At 34.2% G+C, this 17765-nt stretch carries 20 protein-coding genes, 4 tRNA genes and 1 other RNA gene; 16 read left to right on the top strand and 9 right to left on the bottom strand.

Annotated elements, in window-relative coordinates:
• Positions 1 to 111: 111 nt before the first annotated feature.
• The 7 genes from K345_RS0105805 (at position 112) to ffs (ending at position 2322) form a co-directional block, all read left to right on the top strand.
• On the top strand, positions 112 to 867 hold the full coding sequence (locus tag K345_RS0105805; RefSeq protein ID WP_028973370.1) for a ParA family protein: 756 nt from the start codon (positions 112 to 114) through the stop codon (positions 865 to 867).
• On the top strand, positions 860 to 1747 hold the full coding sequence (locus K345_RS0105800; protein WP_028973369.1) for a ParB/RepB/Spo0J family partition protein: 888 nt from the start codon (positions 860 to 862) through the stop codon (positions 1745 to 1747). Before K345_RS0105805 ends, K345_RS0105800 begins: the two co-directional genes overlap by 8 nt.
• Positions 1748 to 1816: 69 nt before the next feature.
• Positions 1817 to 1901, top strand: a tRNA-Ser gene (locus tag K345_RS0105795).
• A 26-nt stretch (positions 1902 to 1927) separates the two neighbouring features.
• Positions 1928 to 2014 (top strand) — tRNA-Ser (locus K345_RS23055).
• Positions 2015 to 2024: 10 nt separating this feature from the next.
• Positions 2025 to 2098 (top strand) — tRNA-Arg (locus K345_RS0105785).
• A gap of 30 nt (positions 2099 to 2128) precedes the next feature.
• Positions 2129 to 2213: transfer RNA gene (locus K345_RS0105780), tRNA-Ser, on the top strand.
• Positions 2214 to 2223: 10 nt separating this feature from the next.
• Positions 2224 to 2322: signal recognition particle sRNA small type (gene ffs, locus K345_RS22825), an RNA gene on the top strand.
• A gap of 119 nt (positions 2323 to 2441) precedes the next feature.
• On the opposite strand, the gene K345_RS0105775 is transcribed toward ffs, so the two are convergent.
• A complete protein-coding gene (locus K345_RS0105775) occupies positions 2442 to 2921 on the bottom strand; it encodes an S-ribosylhomocysteine lyase (protein ID WP_028973368.1) in 480 nt (159 codons plus the stop codon).
• 12 nt (positions 2922 to 2933) lie between these two features.
• The gene (locus tag K345_RS0105770; protein WP_028973367.1) at positions 2934 to 3623 is read right to left on the bottom strand and encodes a 5'-methylthioadenosine/adenosylhomocysteine nucleosidase; all 690 of its coding nucleotides are present in this window, start codon (positions 3621 to 3623) and stop codon (positions 2934 to 2936) included.
• 74 nt (positions 3624 to 3697) lie between these two features.
• Here K345_RS0105770 and dnaX point away from each other — a divergent pair, with 74 nt between their 5' ends.
• From dnaX to recR, 4 genes are all read left to right on the top strand, one after another.
• A complete protein-coding gene (gene dnaX / locus K345_RS19955; RefSeq protein WP_083963658.1) occupies positions 3698 to 4876 on the top strand; it encodes a DNA polymerase III subunit gamma/tau in 1179 nt (392 codons plus the stop codon).
• A 146-nt stretch (positions 4877 to 5022) separates the two neighbouring features.
• The gene (locus K345_RS19950; RefSeq protein WP_037571446.1) at positions 5023 to 5340 is read left to right on the top strand and encodes a hypothetical protein; all 318 of its coding nucleotides are present in this window, start codon (positions 5023 to 5025) and stop codon (positions 5338 to 5340) included.
• Entirely contained in the window at positions 5330 to 5641 is a 312-nt protein-coding gene (locus K345_RS0105760; RefSeq protein ID WP_028973366.1) for a YbaB/EbfC family nucleoid-associated protein, read from the top strand. The genes K345_RS19950 and K345_RS0105760 overlap by 11 nt, the downstream gene beginning before the upstream one ends.
• A gap of 1 nt (position 5642) precedes the next feature.
• A complete protein-coding gene (gene recR / locus K345_RS0105755) occupies positions 5643 to 6236 on the top strand; it encodes a recombination mediator RecR (protein ID WP_028973365.1) in 594 nt (197 codons plus the stop codon).
• 26 nt (positions 6237 to 6262) lie between these two features.
• Here the strand turns inward: recR and K345_RS0105750 are convergent, their stop codons facing one another.
• Complete coding sequence (locus K345_RS0105750; protein WP_028973364.1) at positions 6263 to 7678, bottom strand: MGH1-like glycoside hydrolase domain-containing protein; 1416 nt, start codon at positions 7676 to 7678, stop codon at positions 6263 to 6265.
• Between the two features lie 206 nt (positions 7679 to 7884).
• On the opposite strand from K345_RS0105750, the gene gatC reads away from it, so the two are divergent.
• Genes gatC through aspS form a run of 4 tightly spaced genes read left to right on the top strand, consistent with a single transcriptional unit; the run spans position 7885 to position 12253 of the window.
• Positions 7885 to 8166, top strand: a complete 282-nt coding sequence (gene gatC / locus K345_RS0105745; protein WP_028973363.1) for an Asp-tRNA(Asn)/Glu-tRNA(Gln) amidotransferase subunit GatC — start codon at positions 7885 to 7887, stop codon at positions 8164 to 8166.
• Positions 8167 to 8176: 10 nt separating this feature from the next.
• On the top strand, positions 8177 to 9559 hold the full coding sequence (gene gatA / locus K345_RS19945) for an Asp-tRNA(Asn)/Glu-tRNA(Gln) amidotransferase subunit GatA (protein ID WP_083963655.1): 1383 nt from the start codon (positions 8177 to 8179) through the stop codon (positions 9557 to 9559).
• Between the two features lie 2 nt (positions 9560 to 9561).
• Positions 9562 to 10977: an Asp-tRNA(Asn)/Glu-tRNA(Gln) amidotransferase subunit GatB gene (gene gatB / locus K345_RS0105735; protein ID WP_037571444.1), complete on the top strand. Its 1416-nt coding sequence runs from the start codon at positions 9562 to 9564 to the stop codon at positions 10975 to 10977.
• A gap of 4 nt (positions 10978 to 10981) precedes the next feature.
• The gene (gene aspS, locus K345_RS0105730) at positions 10982 to 12253 is read left to right on the top strand and encodes an aspartate--tRNA(Asn) ligase (protein WP_028973361.1); all 1272 of its coding nucleotides are present in this window, start codon (positions 10982 to 10984) and stop codon (positions 12251 to 12253) included.
• 32 nt (positions 12254 to 12285) lie between these two features.
• On the opposite strand, the gene K345_RS0105725 is transcribed toward aspS, so the two are convergent.
• From K345_RS0105725 to K345_RS0105700, 6 genes are all read right to left on the bottom strand, one after another.
• Complete coding sequence (locus K345_RS0105725) at positions 12286 to 13644, bottom strand: MATE family efflux transporter (protein ID WP_037571442.1); 1359 nt, start codon at positions 13642 to 13644, stop codon at positions 12286 to 12288.
• Positions 13631 to 14038, bottom strand: a complete 408-nt coding sequence (locus K345_RS19940; RefSeq protein WP_281169307.1) for a MarR family winged helix-turn-helix transcriptional regulator — start codon at positions 14036 to 14038, stop codon at positions 13631 to 13633. The genes K345_RS0105725 and K345_RS19940 overlap by 14 nt, the downstream gene beginning before the upstream one ends.
• A 162-nt stretch (positions 14039 to 14200) precedes the next feature.
• On the bottom strand, positions 14201 to 15124 hold the full coding sequence (locus K345_RS0105715) for an SPFH domain-containing protein (protein ID WP_028973359.1): 924 nt from the start codon (positions 15122 to 15124) through the stop codon (positions 14201 to 14203).
• Positions 15124 to 16044, bottom strand: a complete 921-nt coding sequence (locus tag K345_RS0105710; protein WP_028973358.1) for an SPFH domain-containing protein — start codon at positions 16042 to 16044, stop codon at positions 15124 to 15126. Before K345_RS0105710 ends, K345_RS0105715 begins: the two co-directional genes overlap by 1 nt.
• A 41-nt stretch (positions 16045 to 16085) precedes the next feature.
• Positions 16086 to 16538: an NfeD family protein gene (locus K345_RS0105705; protein WP_028973357.1), complete on the bottom strand. Its 453-nt coding sequence runs from the start codon at positions 16536 to 16538 to the stop codon at positions 16086 to 16088.
• An 82-nt stretch (positions 16539 to 16620) separates the two neighbouring features.
• Positions 16621 to 17436: a DMT family transporter gene (locus K345_RS0105700; RefSeq protein WP_281169306.1), complete on the bottom strand. Its 816-nt coding sequence runs from the start codon at positions 17434 to 17436 to the stop codon at positions 16621 to 16623.
• Positions 17437 to 17524: 88 nt separating this feature from the next.
• On the opposite strand from K345_RS0105700, the gene K345_RS0105695 reads away from it, so the two are divergent.
• Positions 17525 to 17765, top strand: a 241-nt coding sequence (locus K345_RS0105695) for a transposase (RefSeq protein WP_028973355.1), incomplete at its 3' end; no start/stop codon positions are given.

Below are 17765 nucleotides of genomic sequence, written 5' to 3'. Positions count from 1 at the left end.
TAAAACAAGGGGTCAATATTATAGATTGTTAAAAAAGAATATATAAACTCATGACAGCTACTTATATATCTTATATACTAAGTTAAACATCTTATAGTAATAGAGAATGAAATGGGAAAAACAATAGTATTTGCTAATCAAAAAGGTGGTGTAGGTAAAACTACAACATCTGTTAATTTAGGATCTTATATTGCAGAAAGCGGAAAAAAAGTTCTTTTAGTGGATTTTGATCCTCAAGGGAATATGTCTAGTTCTGTAAATGCTGATTCGACAAAAAATGGAATTTATGAAGTTGTGTCTGGTAAAGCTCAAGTAAAAGATACAATACAAAATACCGTAGTTAAAAATTTAGATATACTTACTTCAAATATTAACTTATCCGGAGCAGGAGTTGAGCTTGTTGAATACAAAGACTGGGAACATTTTCTAGAAAGGTCACTAGCTACTGTTAAAGATGACTATGATTTTATATTTATAGATTCACCACCTAGTTTAGATGTTTTAACATTGAATGGGTTAACAGCAGCAGATTCTGTTATAATTCCTTTACAATGTGAATACTTTGCCTTGGAAGGTTTAAGTCTGTTATTACAGACTATTAAGAAGGTTCAAAAAAATATAAATTCAGACCTCAAGATATGTGGAATAGTATTTACTATGTACGATTCTCGAACTAATTTGGCTAATGAGGTAGTACAAGAGGTTTCTGGTTATTTTAAGGATAAAGTCTTCAAAACTGTTATTCCCAGAAATATACGATTAAGTGAAGCTCCTTCTCACTCTGTCCCAATTAATTTGTATAGTCCACAGTGCATAGGTGCTAAAAGTTATGAAAAGTTAGCTCAGGAGGTTTTAGAACGTGTCTAAGGCTCTAGGTAGAGGGTTAGGAGCTCTTTTAAATGATGATAATGAAGATGAGGTTGATATAAATAAAGTAGTTGAAGGAGCAACTGTTATTGAAGTCCTCATCGATGAGATATCCGCTAATCCAAATCAACCTCGAAAAGAGTTTGCTGAAGATAAATTATTAGAGTTGTCACAATCTATAAAGGAAAAAGGTGTTATTCAACCTATTCTTGTTGAGAAAGGTAATAAACCTAATTCTTATATAATTATAGCAGGAGAAAGGCGATATCGTGCATCGAAAATTGCTGGTTTAAAAAAGATACCTGTTATTGTTAAGGCTTTTACAGAGGAAGAAGTTCTTGAAATTGCTCTTATCGAAAATATACAAAGAGAAGATTTAAACCCTGTAGAAGAGGCTAAAGCGTATCAACATCTCATGAAATCTTTTGATTTATCACAAGAAGATATCGCTAAACGTGTAGGAAAAAATAGATCAACTATAGCTAATTCTTTACGTTTATTAAAACTACCTGAAGATATGCTCACAGCTTTATCTCAAGGCATTATTAGTGCAGGACATGCACGTTCTCTACTGTCTGTTGTAAATCCAGCTGATCAAAGAATACTGTATAAAAGGGTTGTGGATAACTCTTTAAATGTAAGAGATACAGAATCAATGTCTTCTGCACTTAATAACGGTAATCGGCCCAGTTCTTCATCAAATAGTGTAAAATCTACAGCAAAATCAAAATCTCCTGATATACAAGATATGGAGCAGAGATTCATTGATCTTTTAGGAACAAAGGTCTCTTTAAAAGGAACAGTTAGAAAGGGGAAAATTGAAATATCGTATTTTTCTATGGATGATTTAGAGAGAATCTTGGATATAATATCGAAATAGTAATAGTTTATAGTTAGGTATTGACAAAATATGGGTTTTTCAATACTTTATCGACTATCGATAATTAATGGAGAGGTGTCCGAGCGGTCGAAGGAGGCGGTCTTGAAAACCGTTGTGCAGTGATGTACCGTGGGTTCGAATCCCACCTTCTCCGTTTTTAATTATCTTTTTTGTGACAATGGAGAGGTGCGAGAGCGGTCGAATCGGGCTCCCTGCTAAGGAGTTGTATCCGTGAGGGTACCGAGGGTTCGAATCCCTCCCTCTCCGTTTTTTTTGCGTATCCATAGCTCAGCTGGATAGAGCATCAGATTGCGGATCTGAAGGTCGGAGGTTCGAATCCTCTTGGATACACTGAGAAAATAACATATATGATCTTTTACTGGAGAGGTGTCCGAGTGGTCGAAGGAGCACGCTTGGAAAGCGTGTGTATCGCAAGGTACCGGGGGTTCGAATCCCCCCCTCTCCGTTCCCCTAGTTATTAGGTCCCTAGCAACAATCATTCACCTAACTCCGCCAGGACCGGAAGGTAGCAACGGTAAGTGTTATGATTGTGTGACTTGGAATACTTAATGCTAGGGGTTTTTTTTATAATTCTTTGCAGATGATTATATAAAGAAGACTTGTTAAAACTTTTGAAAAGCCTTTCAATAGGCTTTTCAAAGTTAAAAGACTAAGGTTTAGTTTAATAGTACATTTAGTTTGGATATTTTAAATTACAGTCTTTAGCTACTAATAGTACTTCATTAAGATACTTTTTCGATTCCCACTTGGCCATATTCAAATCATGTGATAGATAATTACCACACTCATCAGGATGGGTACCAGGTATGCTTTCTTGGTAGTCTATAATAAATTCAAACATAGATTTAATAACTGAAAGTACATCGTTACTAGTTAAGTCTCCTTTAAACAAGGCGTAATTACCGGTCCTACATCCCATAGGTCCAAAATAGATTAATTTTTCACCCCATACTTTATGGTTTCTTAAAAAGGTAGCTCCTAGATGTTCGATAGTATGTAGTGCTGGAACATCAATTACTGGCTCTCTATTAGGCTCTTTCATTCGAATATCAAAGGTTGTAATATGTTCGGATCCTATGTTGTCTATTCTAGATACATAAATACCCCTAAGCAATTTATTGTGGTCTATTGTAAAACTAGGGATTTTATCCATTATGTTTCTCCTTTATAGCGTTTTGATTATCTTATCAATAAAACAGGATGATATGATAGCAGCTTGCTCCATTGTATCCTTATAGGTAGTATGACTGTCTTTGGTAAAAACAAGATCGGAAATGGAACGAATCACTAAAAATGGTATACTATTCAAATAACATGTTTGAGCTATGGCTGCTCCCTCCATTTCTACTGCAACTACATCAGGAAAGTTTTTTTTCAATTCATCCACTTGTTTCTCAGTATGGATAAAAATATCTCCTGAATATATATTTCCAATAATTACTTTTTGTTTATCAATATTTATTTTACTTGATATATTTAACAAGTTTTGGTTTGATGAAAAATATAGAGGAAGTTTAGGCAGTTGGCCTCTTTTATACTCGAATGCAGTAACATCAACATCATGATAGGCTATGTGGCTACCAATAGTTATGTCCAATAAGTCTAGTCTCTTATCATATCCCCCTGCCACACCTGTATTAATTATATAATCAGGATGATGTTTAGATATTAGAATCTGGGTAGCTATGGCTGCATTTACTTTACCTATTCCTGATTCCATAACTAAAAGAGTATGGTTATGCCTTGTTCCTCTGAATAGTGTTAAATGCTCTACTTTTTCTTCCTTCAAAGACTCCAAAGTAGCCTTAATCTGTACCATTTCTTCTTGCATGGCTGCAATTATTCCTATTGTCATATAAAAAATATAAAAGGCCATAATGATTTATACAATGCTTGAAAGCGGAAAAGATTTGAAATACAATGCAAGCGATGTCATACGAAATTACTGCAAGTAGAAAAAGACCACAAAACTTCCATCAAATGGCTGGTCAGGAATTTGTTGTCGCTACTTTAGAAAATGCAATTACAACTGAGAGAATCGCTCATGCTTATCTTTTTAGTGGTCCTAGAGGAGTGGGAAAGACCTCCTCTGCCAGAATACTTGCCAAATCCTTAAATTGTGAACTTGGTCCAACCACTGAACCTTGCGGAAAATGTAATAACTGTAAAGAAATAACCAATGGATCCAGTATGGATGTTATTGAGATTGATGGAGCTTCTAATACATCAGTCAATGATGTTAGAGAAATTAAAGATGAAGTATTATTTGCGCCAAGTTCATCTAGATATAAAATATATATCATTGATGAAGTCCATATGTTGTCGAATAGTGCCTTTAATGCTTTATTAAAAACTATTGAAGAACCACCACCGTACATTATTTTTATATTTGCTACAACGGAAATTCATAAAGTACCTGCAACTATTAGAAGTAGATGTCAACAATTTAATTTTAGACTGATTGATGCAGATACTGTAAAACAACGTCTTATAGAAGCTTGTAATGAAATGAATTTGAGATATGAAGATGATGCACTCTTTTGGATAGCAAAAGAAGGTACTGGATCAATGCGTGATTCTTATACCTTATTTGATCAGGTGGTTGCTTTTTCTGATGATCATATAACTCTTGAAAAAATCAGAGAGAAACTGGGCTTAGTTGGTTTGGATCAGATGAATCAGCTATGTGAGTATATTCTTGAAGGTAATGTATCGAGTGTTCTTAATTATGTAGAAGACATTTTAATCAAAGGTGTTTCCGTAGAACAGTTTATAATAGATCTAACAGAATACTATCGATCCATTCTATTCTTACAATCAGGAATTGATAGAGAAAGTCTTTTAGGTTTTTCGGTTGATAGATTCAATGGTAAAGTTATCGAAGGATATAATAGAACTCAATTAGAAAAAGCTATTGAGGATCTTCTAAAATTATACAGGGATATACGATATTCTCTTAACCAAAGATACGAATTAGAGTTAACACTTACAAAATTCTGTTCACTGACCAACTTTTTTACATCAAGAGAGTTATACGATAAGATAAAGGAACTGCAAGATAATAATCAATCTCATCCAGTCTCCCAGGTAGATCAAAAAAAAAAATAGTTGAGAAATCTTTAAGTAATGTTTTTAGAGATAAAATATCAGAGCAAATTACAGTCGAACCAAAGGTTGAGAAGAAGGAATCGTCTGAAACAGAACTTGTAATAGTCGATGTTGGTCCAAAAATACAAGAGACTCCTGAAAACTTTTTGAAGAATCTCACATTAAAAGTAAAAAAAGAGAAAATGACCTTAGCCATTAATCTCCAAAAAGTAGTTAGTTGGAACTGGATTGATAATGATCTAGTTTTAAAAATGCCGTCTCCTTTTATACTTAACATGATAAAGCAAGAATCTACATATTTGAGTCAGACGGCTAGTGACATGAAAGGTAGTGCTGTAAAAGTAAAAGCTGAATTAGTAACAGATGAGGAATTAGGAACAAATAATCAAATTGATGAGCAGATTAATTTGATTAAACAGATATTTAGGGGACATATAATAAAGGGAGGCAATAATGAATTTTAATCCTGCAGACTTAATGAAACAATTAAATAATCTTCAATCATCCATGAAGGAAATGCAATCAAAATTGGATACTATTGAAGTAACAGGAACTGCTGGTGGGGGATTAGTATCTGTCACTTTAAACGGAAAAATGGAAATGACCAATATAATCTTATCACCTGAGTGTGTTGATAATAGAGAAATAATAATGCTTCAAGATATCATTAAAGCAGCTCATAAAGACGCTATGAATAAGATAAAAGATAAACTTCAAAATGAAATGGGTACTATTCCTGGAATGCCAGGAGGATTTCCTCAATAACATGGATATGATAGAAGCCTTAACTACAAATCTTAGTAAGTTACCAGGGATAGGGAAAAAAAGTGCTCAGAGAATGACTTATTACTTATTACGAGCTGATTCAAATTATTTAAATCAGCTTGGGGATCAATTAAAATTATTGAAAGAAAGAGTTAAATGCTGTTCAAAATGTGGTAATTACACAGAAGTAGATCCTTGTCCTATTTGTTCAAGTGCCAAAAGAGATGGTGATATCATATGTGTTGTTGAACATCCACAAGATTTAATAACTATTAACTCTACAGGAGAGTATGGGGGACTATTTTTTGTTCTTAATGGTGTTATTTCTCCTATTGATGGAATAGGACCAGATGATCTTCGTTTGGCTTTATTAAAACAACGTGTTATTAATGAAAATATTAAAGAAGTAATATTAGCTACTAATCCAACTATAGAAGGTGATACTACAGCTCTGTATGTTTACAGAATGTTGAATGATACTGGAGTTAGTATAACAAGGTTGGCTTCAGGAATACCAGTTGGTGGTGATTTAGAATATGCAGATAAACAGACCATAGCAAGATCATTCAAAGCAAGAAGTCCTATATCCTTTTAAAAAAAGCCGCAGTAAGCGGCTTTTTATTAAAGTTTATCTATCAACATGGAACACTTACCAGATGGTATTGGTAAGGTTTTCTTTTTTTGTCCCAATATATTTATAGTAAAGTAGTATAATTTCTCTGATTCCAAACGAATCTCCCAACCTCTACCACTTTTATTTGATTGAATAGTTATCATGTTTCTTTTTAATTCGAGATCTTCAATACCCATTAGTTCAAGAGTGGGTACGATCCAGTCTACAGTTTTTCTTGGTAGACTTATGTATAATCCAACAATGTTTTCTATCATCAAAGTTATTGTTGCTAAACTTGTATATCCCAAATACTGGGAACGGTTATCTCTTTCTTTCCAGCTGGCTTGACCTTCTTTATTAGGATTATAAGCTTCCCACAGAGATCCTTTTGTTTCACCATCAGGATGTAATGTATCCAGAATATAATAAAGATGTCTTATGGCTACTTCTCTAGCAAAGTCATAACGCTCGTATTTTTCTAATCCTTTTATTACCATAAAAGTTAGGGGTGTAAAGACACCTCCACAATAACCATTACCTGAGGGATCAAAGTCTTTTGAATCAGCACTTAAAGAAGGAAAAGGATTAGGGAGACCAAAGGTTTTGGGATTGTTGAGATGATCAACAAGGGTCTCAAACCGCTCTTCATTTGGAATCTCTGCCAATAATGTCCAATAAGCTGCGATTGTTTTGTTTTTAAGCTGATTATTGTTTTCGTCTAAATCAAAGTAAAAACCTTCTTCTTCATTCCACATTCGAGAATTGATTCTTGTCTTTAATGAAAAGTATCTTCGTTTGTATCTAAAACTAATTTCCTTATCATTTAAAATATCTCCCAATGCGGACATATATAAGGCATTTACGGCCATTTGAGTATTGAAGTCCAAGGGATATTTCATTCCATCTCTAGGACTATTTTCCATCATAGTCGCAGAAGCAGGTATTGCATATAATCCTGAGTCATCTTTAAAAGTCTCTTCAATCCATATGTAATACTTTTCTAATATGGGCATGATATCTTTTAGGCGCTTTTTCTGACCTACTTTGTGATACAAGTTATACTCAGCCCAGGAAAATAAAGGAGGTAAAATACCTTCCGGATTATCAGCTGTTAAAACTGGTTCACCTGTTTCTACATTGTATTTGCCACGGATAGCACCATTTTCTTCTTGTCTCTTATAAAAATTGTCTAATAGTGGCATGGGAGAATACATTCTATTAGAGTAGACAAGAAAGAAAGTTGCGAAACAACTTTCATACTGGTTTATTTCATTAGAGTCAGGATAAAGAAAAAAATTCTTTTCAAAACCTATACTCTCATCACCTTTGGCCCAGAAATCTTCTAGCCAGGCCCATGTTTTGTCATAAATATCAACAAAATCTTGATCATAATAATGAACTATAGGGAAGTTCTTTTTAGCCACGGATACTCCTCGAGTTTTCCAAAAATTATCTTATAAAGTATGCCTAATTTATTTATCTTACTTTGATATAAACCAGTCATTATACTCAGTTAGACACTCAATGTACAGCAAATAAAATACTAAAGTTATGTATAAAATCAAGAAAAGTATCTTGGAACGGCCTTATACTTGACATCTTATAAATATGTATGGCATTGTGCATAAATATGAGAAAGGAAGATTTAGAGATTACTGCAGAGCTTGCTCAGTTAAGATTGTCCGATGAGGACTTTGATAGACTGGCTGGTGAAGTTAACACGATGTTAGATTACTTTGCCAAGATGATGGAAGTTGATGTTGAAGGATTAGAACCTACCACCCATGCCCTTCTCAAAAATAATCGTGTCCGTGATGATATTCCCCAAACCAATCAGTCATTATCAGATGAGCTTATTGAGAATGCTCCTGAAATCGAAGATCGTTTTATCGTAATACCTAACGTACTATAAAGGTAGATTTATGAGTCAATTTACAAAGAAATGGGTAGAAAATTTATCCACAGAAGTAGGCCGGAAGAGATATAGGCTTTATGTGGAGAGTTGGGAAAAGAAAATAGGATCTTTTCTCGATTTTCGTTCTGAAAATAGTAGCCACAATGAGGGGAAGCTCAAAGGTTTGCCTTTTGGTGTTAAGGATAATATTGCTACTAGAGGTTTTAAAGTAACCTGTGGATCGAAGATGCTGGAAAATCTCCTATCCCCTTACACTGCGACAGCTGTAGAAAAGCTTATAGATGCTGGAGCTTATGTTGTCGGAAAGACTAATTTAGATGAATTCGGTATGGGATCTAGTACTGATAATTCTGCGTTGCAACAAACTAATAATCCTTGGGATATCAATAGAGTATCTGGTGGTTCCAGTGGAGGTTCTGCTGCCGCTGTTGCTGCTGGACTCGTTCCATTTGCTTTAGGTACAGATACAGGTGGTTCTGTTAGACAACCAGCCAGTTTTTGTGGTGTATATGGTTTAAAGCCTACTTATGGTACTGTTAGTAGATTCGGTTTGACAGCCTATGCTTCTAGCTTAGAAGTAATCGGTGTTTTATCAAAAGATATTGATCTGACAGAACAAGTATATAATACAATAAAGGGAGAAGATCCCAAAGACCAGACCTCTATAAAGCCAGAGGTTCCAACTAAAACAAAAGGGCCATTCACCATTGCAGTATTAGATAACATATCTGATTTGGATCCTCTTGTACAAAAAGCTTATGATAAAACAATAGTTTCATTAGAAGCTTTGGGTCATACGGTTGTGAAAGTTCAATTGCCAACACTTGAATATGTAGTTCCTGCTTATTATACAATCGCCACTGCTGAGGCAAGTGCCAATCTAGCTCGTTATACTGGTATACGATATGGTCTTCAACCTCTTTATTCAGAAAATCCAGATGATTTAGTTCAAAAATCAAGAAGTGAAGGTTTCGGTGATGAAGTTAAACTTAGAATATTGTTGGGTACTTATGTATTAAGATCTGGTTTTCAAGATCAGTATTATCATAGAGCCCAAAAAATACGTACAGCGATTCGTAATGATTTGGATCGTATCTTTAAAGATGTTGATATGTTGATGACACCAACTTTTCCGACACCTGCCTTTAGTAGGGATGAAAAGTCTTTAACTCAATTTCAACAAAAAGTTGCAGATAAATTTACTTGTACAGCTAACTTAGCTGGAGTTCCTGCTTTAAATGTTCCTACTATAGTTGAAAATAACTTACCTGTCGGTATGCAATTTATTGCCCCTGTATTTGAAGAACCAAGATTGTTCGAAATAGCCAGATCTTTAAAAGATGTATTTCCTATACAAGATGTCCCTGGTTATTCAGAGGATTGGAGTTAATTATGTATGAATCGTTTGTTGGATTAGAAATTCACATCCATCTATTAGCTGATAGTAAAATGTTTTGTTCTTGCAAAGCTCAATATGGTGATGAAGAGAATACGAATGTATGTCCCGTATGTCTTGGTTATCCAGGGGTTTTACCAACTGCAAATGAAAAAGCACTAGAATTAGCCTACACTGTTGCAGAAGCTTTGAATTGTGAATTGAGTCCTAGAACTACTTTTGAACGTAAAAATTACTTTTATCCTGACATGCCTAAGAATTATCAAATTAGCCAATTCGAGCATCCTGTTGGTAAAAACGGGTGGGTGGAAATTGAAGTGAATGGAGAAAAGAAAAAAATCCGAATTCACGATGTTCACCTTGAAGAAGATGCTGGAAAAATGATACATGCTGGAGATGTTTCGCTAATTGATTACAATCGAGCAGGATATCCTCTATTAGAAATTGTCACTGAACCCGATTTAGTACGAGGTGAAGATGCTGAAATATATCTTAAAAATTTCCAGAGATTAGTTAGATATTTAGGTGTATCTGATGGAAATATGGAAGAAGGATCATTGCGATGTGATGCTAATGTTTCCATCAACCTTGAAGGTCAAGGTCTAGGAAGAAAAGTTGAAATTAAAAATCTGAACTCTTCCAGATTTGTAAAATTGGCTTTAAATTATGAGATAGATCGACAAAGCCTTCTATTAGACGAAGGGAAGATTGTTTCCCAGGAAACGAGATTATGGAATGAAAATAGAGACATAACGACTGTTATGCGATCTAAAGAGCAAGCTTTAGATTATAGATATTTTCCTGAACCAGATTTACCGCCTTTCTGCCCTTCAGATGATTTTTTACAAAAAGTAAAAGATAGACAAGTTGAATTGCCCCTCTATCGCAAAGATAGGTTTATCAAGGAATATCAATTAACAGAAGACCAAACTGAATTCATAATAGATGATAAAGCTGTCGCTGATTATTTTGAGCAGGTTATATCTTTAGGAGTACCAACAGATATGGTAGCTACCTGGTTGTCAGGTGATGTTCAAAAAGAATTAAATAAGAACAATATGAAACTTTTAGAAAGTCCTCTGTCTCCAGAACGCTTTGCTGAATTATTAAAATACCTTGATGAAGATAGAATACATGGTAAATTAGCAAAACAAACATTATCAGCTGTGTTCGACGAAAACAAATCTCCTGGAGATATTATCGCTGAAAAGGGATGGGAACAGATATCGAATGCTGATCAAGTTCAAACATTAATTGAACAAGTATTGGCAGATAATCAAAGTGTCGTTGATGCTATTAAAAGTGGTGATGATAGACAACGAGGTTACCTTATGGGGCAGATAATGAAAAAAACTAATGGAAGAATTAATCCTCAAATTGCCCAAAAAGTACTAAGTGAGAAGTTGGGATAAATATATGAGAGTATTAGCTAGTGAAGCAAATAAACATGTTGGTGAAACTATAGAAGTTAAGGGCTGGATTCATAGGATTCGTGATTTAGGCCAAGTCGTTTTTATAGTATTAAGGGATAGATCTGGTGAAGTTCAAATCGTACTTGATAACAATCCTGAATTATCATTGGAATCTGTGATTAAAATTGAGGGTAATGTAATTATCAATGAAAAATCACCAGGTGGAGTGGAAATAGAGTGTAAAGATTTAACACTTTTAGCTCCAGCAGCTCCTAATTTACCAATATCAGTAAATCAAAATCTTGATAAATTAAGTCTAGATGCCATATTAGATAATAGAATGATATCCCTTAGAAACACAAAAATTAGGGATATATTTCTGATTCAGTCTAATATACTTAAAGCTTTATCTAGTTATATGCATAGTCAAGACTTTAGTGAAATTAAAACCAGTAAATTGATTGGTAGTGGTACAGAGGGAGGAACTGGACTCTTTTCTGTTGAATACTTTGATGAGAAAGTTTTCTTAGCTCAATCTCCACAATTTTATAAACAGGCCATGGTTTCCAGTGGTTTAGAACGTGTTTTTGAGATTAGTCATGCTTATCGAGCTGAAAAACATGAAACACCCCGTCACTTAAATGAATATGTCTCTTTTGATGTTGAAATGGCTTTTATTGAAACAGAAAAAGATCTTATTGATTTTGAAAAAGGGATATTGAAACATGTTTTTGAAGAGTTAAGAGCTAATTGTTCTCATATTTTAGAAAAGTTTGACACATATCTCCCAACGGCTGATGAAGTGGATAAATTTCCTATTATAGAACATTCAGAAGCTAAAAAGATTATCTCAAAGGAAGTTGGTCATCGTGTCTTTGAAATTAATCCAGAAGGTGAGCGTGTTATCTGTGAATGGGCTAAACGAGAGTATGGCGTAGAAGCCGTTTTTATTAATGCCTTTCCTCGTAAGAAAAGACCATTCTACACATTTCCTGATGGATTAAAGACAATGAGTTTTGATTGCATCTTCAGAGGGTTAGAAATTACTACAGGAGGGCGACGTATTAATGAATATAACATGATGCTTGAAACTCTTCCTAGGTTTGGAATGACCCCTGAAGGATTAGGTGACTACATGGATATATTTAAATTTGGTTGTCCACCACATGGTGGTTTTGCCATTGGTGTTGAAAGACTAACTCAAAAGATATTAGGGCTTTCCAATGTCAAGGAAGCATCGCCATTTCCAAGGGATCGAAAACGAGTTAAACCATAACTATAAAATGGGCCCTTATTACAGGGCCTTTTTTATTTTTCAGGAGTACTTTTTAGGTGGGTAACTTCCCAACTTAACCAAAACATTGTCACTATCGTTGCCAGTGCATCTGCAATTGGAAAAGCAAGAATAATACCATTCAATTGAAATAATAAGGGTAATATCAAAATAAGAGGTATTAGAAATAAGAATTGTCTACTTAGATTTAGAATCATACTAGGCCCCCCTTTGCCCGCACTTTGAAAGTAAGAGGCCCCTATGATTTGAAATCCTAGGAATGGTAATACCAAAGTAAATAAGCGGATAATATGAGAGGAAACTTCAACCAATTCTTGATCATAAGTAAATATAGAAGTTAGGAAACTAGGGAATAGCTGTATTAGTATAAAACCAATACTTGTGTATATAGTTGCTATGATGATTGCTAAACGTAGACTTTGTAAAACTCGCTTGTAGTTTTGTGCTCCATAATTATAGCCAGCGATAGGTTGAAAACCTTGAACCATACCAAATAATGGCATGAACAAGAACATTACTATTCGATTTATAATACCCATTCCAGATATGTAGATATCGCCTCCATAGCGATTTAACAAATTATTAACTAATATTGTTACAATAGATTGTCCACTTTGACGTGCAAAAGTAGGTATTCCTAGAATGAATGTTTCTTTTAGTATACTCTTGTCTGGCTTCATGAATTTTATATTAAAATGTATTGAGCTTTTGCCTGATGCAAAATGATGTAAGACATATATAAAACTTAAAAACTGACCAATAATCGTTGCTAATGCCGCTCCTTTTATACCCATGTTTAAAGGAAAGATAAAAATCGGATCAAGAATTATATTAGTAATTGTACCTAAGAGCATAGAACTCATAGCCATGCGGGCATTTCCTTCAGCTCTTAAGATATTATTAGAAACCATAGCAAATGCAATGAAGGGTGCCCCCAATAATATAATGCTTAAATAATCATAGGCATAATGGTAAAGGGTTTCACTGGCACCCATAAGCAATAATAAGGGTTTTATAAATAAGATGCCCAATAGGGTTGTTAATGCTCCAAAAACTATAGCCATGGCAAAGGCATTACCAGCTGCCTGATTAGCTCTATCATAGTTATGAGCGCCGAGATTACGTGAAATAATAGAGGCAGATCCTGTTCCTATAGATATACCAAAGGCCATGATAATCATTTGTGCAGGCAAACTTATGGATAAACCGCCGATAGCATTTGAGCCAACTCCTCTACCTAAGAAAATTGTATCTACCAAGTTGTATAGAGCATTGACCAACATGGCTACAGTAGCTGGTACTGATAACTTTAACAGTAATCGACCAATCGGTTCTGAGCCCAGAAACTCTTGGTGATTCTTAGCGTTTTCCATTGAAAGAAGCTCCTTCTCTTAGTTTTAAGTTAATGGTACGTATGTAATTAAGTATCTCTTCTAATTTTATTTCTTCATTCGAAGTTAGTTTTGTTAATTTAGTAGCTAAATATTTTTCAAACGCTCTTTCAATATATATTGCTTTATTTTCACCACTTTGGGTTAGTTGTAATAGGTTCTTCCTTCTATCAGTTGGATCTTTTATTACCTGAATATATCCTAATTTAATGAGGTGATCCGCTACTGTAGAGAAGGACCCTTTCTCTATTCCCACCCTATTACATAAATCTTTCATTGGTAATTGTGGGTGACGCCAAATATTCACCAAAGTTTTGGCATGAGTTTTATTTAAATCTGGATCAGGATTAACAAAATCATGTGATAGATTTCTTATCAGATTGTGAATTTCACTTAATACTTCAATAGCGACTTGAATACTAAACCTCCCTATATTAGTTAGAAATCGAACTAAATGAAGTTATATGTGTTAATATAAAGAGTCAAGGTAATTAGATAATAAAAGGTATCAGAAGTATTAACTGATACCTTTTAAGTTTTATTTTTGTAGAATTTTCGATACTGAATTTGTGACTGACTTAAGATCCGTCAAATCCATTGGAAGGACAATTTGTGTATTTTTATTAGCAATGTTCTTAAGTTGTTCAATATATTGCTCAGCTAGCTTTAGTTCTAATGCCTCTTCACCGCCCGATTCACTTATTGCTTCAGCAATTTTTTCAATGGAAAGGGCAGTAGCTTTACTTATAGCAAGGATCTCTTGGGCTTGTCCTTCTGCTTCATTAATGAGTCGTTCTTTCATCCCTTCGGACTTATTAACAGCTTCTTCAAATAAACCACGTGATCTATTAATTTTAGATTCCTTTTCACCTAATGATTTGGCAATAACAGCACGACGTTCACGTTCTGCTTTCACTTGGTATTCCATTGAATCTAAAATAGAAGGTGGAACTTTTATATTTTGAATTTCATATCTGGTTACTTTTACCCCCCAAGGATCAGTAGCTTCATCTAAGTTTTTAACAACTTCGGCATTGATTTGCTGACGTTCTTCAAAGGTTTTATCAAGATCAAGCAATCCTATGGCAGATCGCATCATTGTTTGGGCAAGTTGTATTGTTCCTAATCTGTGATTAGTAATTCCATAACTGGCTTTCTGTGGATCAAAAACTGTATAATATAAAACTCCATCCACATCTACTTTTACATTGTCTCTAGTAAAGCAAGGTTGACTTGGTACGTCAATTGCTTGTTCTTTTAAGCTATGTGTGTATCTAACTTTATCGAAAAACGGTATCAGAAAATGAAATCCGGCTTCAAGAGTTCCATGATATTTACCTAATCTTTCTACAATCATGGCTGTACGTGCTGGAACGATTCGGATACTTCTTGCTATACCTATAACAATAGCGGCTGCTATAACAATTCCAATTCCTTTTAAAAGAAAATATAGGAAATCCACTATTTATTCCCTCCTTTTAAGTTTAAACCGGGAAGTATGCTACCGATTAATCCTTTAAGTTGTGCTGCTTCCATTGGAAGTACAGAAGTGTCAGAAGAATGTAGAATTTCTCCTACTTGTTTGATGTATTGTTCGGCTAACTGCATTGACATTGCTGTTTTACCACCTGGCTTGTTAATGGCTTGGGCTATCATCTTTATACCTTGAGCTGTAGCATTAGAAGTGATAGCAATTGCTTTTGCTTTCCCTTCAGCCTCATTAATTCTTCTCTGTCTCTCACCTTTAGAAATATTTATTGATTCTTCTTTTTCTCCGATAGAAAAATTAACTCGTGATTCCCTATCTCCTTCTGATTCAAGTATTTCAGCCCGCTTTTCTCTTTCAGCCCGCATTTGGCTTTCCATAGCTTCCAATACAGATCGAGGTGGGACTAAGTCCTTAATTTCATAACGGGTTACTTTGATACCCCAAGGATCAGAGGCTTCATCAACAGCTTTAACAACAGCATTATTGATGCTTTCTCTTTCAGAAAAAGTCCTATCAAGTTCAATTTTTCCGATTTCTGAACGCATAGTTGTTTGCGCTATCTGTGCTGTTGCATAATGATAATTATCAATACCATAACTAGATTTATAGGGGTCTGTAATTTTAAGATATAAAACACCATCCACTTGAATTTGAACATTATCCTGTGTAACACATGTCTGTGGTGGGACATCAATGATCTCTTCTTTTGTATTTTGCTTATAAGCTACCTTTTGTAATATAGGTACTAAAAGGTGAAATCCTGGTCCTAGTGTTTTCTTAAATTTACCAAACTCTTCCACAATCCAAGCTTCTTGCTCAGGTACAATACGTACAAGTCTCGTAAATAGATACAAGATGAACAGGATAAATATTATCCCTGCAAATAACTGCATTTACTTCTCCTCTTTTTATTAATTTGCTATATAATATAGCTTTATTCCGTTAATGATTTTGTGACAATAAAATGTAGATCGACACGTTCCAAAATTTGAACCACTGATCCTTTTTCAAAGGTTTCTCCATTACTTAGAGCATCCCAGGTAGTTCCTTGAAATTTAATACGTCCTCTGTGACCGGGGGTTATTCTTTCTGTGACTTCAACTTCTTGACCAACATATTGTAGATGATCATCAATAATTTCTTCACCTTTAAATACTTTAGAGAATTTTCTCCGAAGAAAAAATAATCCACCAATAGATATTCCTAACCAAGCGATTACTTGTGCAACTATTAAGTTGGTTACTCCTAAAAAAGGAAATATTAAGAGGAGTAGACCTAGAATAAATGCTCCTCCTGCGAAGAAAATAATTATTAATCCAGGTATCAGAAACTCTGCGCCTACTAAAACTATTCCAAATAATAACCATAGTATGGAAGCTAAATTCATATATCCTCCCATTAAGTTGCTCTATTGAACTTAAAGATACCTCTTTTTTTAATTAAAAACCTAGTCCCTCTGAATATTCCTGTCAATTAGTTTTACTCTTTATTGGTAATTCTGAATACATGACTCCTAATAGAACAAATAAGAACCCAATGAAATCAATAAATCCAAAGGATTCTTTTAAAAATACTACCCCTAATAATAGGGCTATTATTGGTTCTAATGCGTAGATAAGAGCTGCTTCAGTTGCACTAATGTACCTTTGATATAGGTTTTGTGATAAAATTCCCCATGCAGTAGCAGGAACGGCTAAGTATAGAATTCCTATCCAGTCTTTTACCGGAAACAAAATAGCTTCATTTTGATAAATACTAATTGTACCTGCTAATATAGTAACAACCAAGAATTGACTAAAGGCCAGAGTTGTAGATTCATGTTTACTGCTATAAATATTCAATAAGACTATTTGCAAGGCAGTGGCAAAAGCACAGATTATAGTGAGAACATCCCCAATATTTATATTACTATAACCTGGTTTTGTGAGGAACAACATTCCAACTAATACGATAACTAGAGATATGAAATGATGTTTTTTTATTTTTTCTTTAATTAGGAAATATTGTAGGAATGGAATAAATATAGCGAATAAAAAGGTAAAGAAACCAGAACGTCCTGTTGTTGTATATTTTAAGCCTAGTGTTTGTAGATAATAACTAATGAATATTAAAAATCCCAGTATAGAGGTTTTTTTAATCATAAAAATTACCTTTTTAAATTTAACAAAAGGTAATAGTAATAATGTAGCAATACCAAAGCGATACATTATTATTTGAAGAGCAGTTATTTGGTTCAATATATTTTGAGTTATCAAAAAAGTAGCACCCCAAAAAAAAGTGGTGATAAATAAGGCTAGTCGGGCTGTAATCCCCCCAAAAATTAAGAGTCGATATTTGTAGAAAATTCAAATAATATATGAATGGAGATTCTACATGAGAAAATCAAAATTTACAGACAGTCAAATTATGGCCATGCTTAAACAGGCTGAAAGCGGTATCCCGATACAAGATATTTGCCGAGATAACGGTGTAAGTACTGCTATGTTTTACAGATGGAGATCCAAGTATGGTGGTATGGATACCTCAATGGTTAAGCGATTAAAAGAATTAGAAAGAGAAAATGCGTTACTTAAAAAAATGTATGCAGAAGAGAAACTCAAAAAAGAAATTGTGA

Source organism: Spirochaeta cellobiosiphila DSM 17781, from assembly GCF_000426705.1.
GTDB lineage: Bacteria > Spirochaetota > Spirochaetia > DSM-17781 > DSM-17781 > Spirochaeta_E > Spirochaeta_E cellobiosiphila.
Note: the sequence above shows the minus strand (reverse complement) of the source record. Positions and strands in the feature narration are given on the sequence as shown.

Bases quoted from the DNA above. Each gene is read 5' to 3' on its own strand.
- gatC (WP_028973363.1), top strand. From the start codon at position 7,885: ATGAGAAAGGAAGATTTAGAGATTACTGCAGAGCTTGCTCAGTTAAGA.
- dnaX (WP_083963658.1), top strand. From the start codon at position 3,698: ATGTCATACGAAATTACTGCAAGTAGAAAAAGACCACAAAACTTCCAT.
- K345_RS0105805 (WP_028973370.1), top strand. From the start codon at position 112: ATGGGAAAAACAATAGTATTTGCTAATCAAAAAGGTGGTGTAGGTAAA.
- gatA (WP_083963655.1), top strand. From the start codon at position 8,177: ATGAGTCAATTTACAAAGAAATGGGTAGAAAATTTATCCACAGAAGTA.
- aspS (WP_028973361.1), top strand. From the start codon at position 10,982: ATGAGAGTATTAGCTAGTGAAGCAAATAAACATGTTGGTGAAACTATA.
- recR (WP_028973365.1), top strand. From the start codon at position 5,643: ATGGATATGATAGAAGCCTTAACTACAAATCTTAGTAAGTTACCAGGG.
- K345_RS0105760 (WP_028973366.1), top strand. From the start codon at position 5,330: ATGAATTTTAATCCTGCAGACTTAATGAAACAATTAAATAATCTTCAA.
- K345_RS0105775 (WP_028973368.1), bottom strand. From the start codon at position 2,921: ATGGATAAAATCCCTAGTTTTACAATAGACCACAATAAATTGCTTAGG.
- K345_RS0105725 (WP_037571442.1), bottom strand. From the start codon at position 13,644: ATGGAAAACGCTAAGAATCACCAAGAGTTTCTGGGCTCAGAACCGATT.
- K345_RS0105770 (WP_028973367.1), bottom strand. From the start codon at position 3,623: ATGACAATAGGAATAATTGCAGCCATGCAAGAAGAAATGGTACAGATT.
- K345_RS0105710 (WP_028973358.1), bottom strand. From the start codon at position 16,044: ATGCAGTTATTTGCAGGGATAATATTTATCCTGTTCATCTTGTATCTA.
- K345_RS0105705 (WP_028973357.1), bottom strand. From the start codon at position 16,538: ATGAATTTAGCTTCCATACTATGGTTATTATTTGGAATAGTTTTAGTA.
- gatB (WP_037571444.1), top strand. From the start codon at position 9,562: ATGTATGAATCGTTTGTTGGATTAGAAATTCACATCCATCTATTAGCT.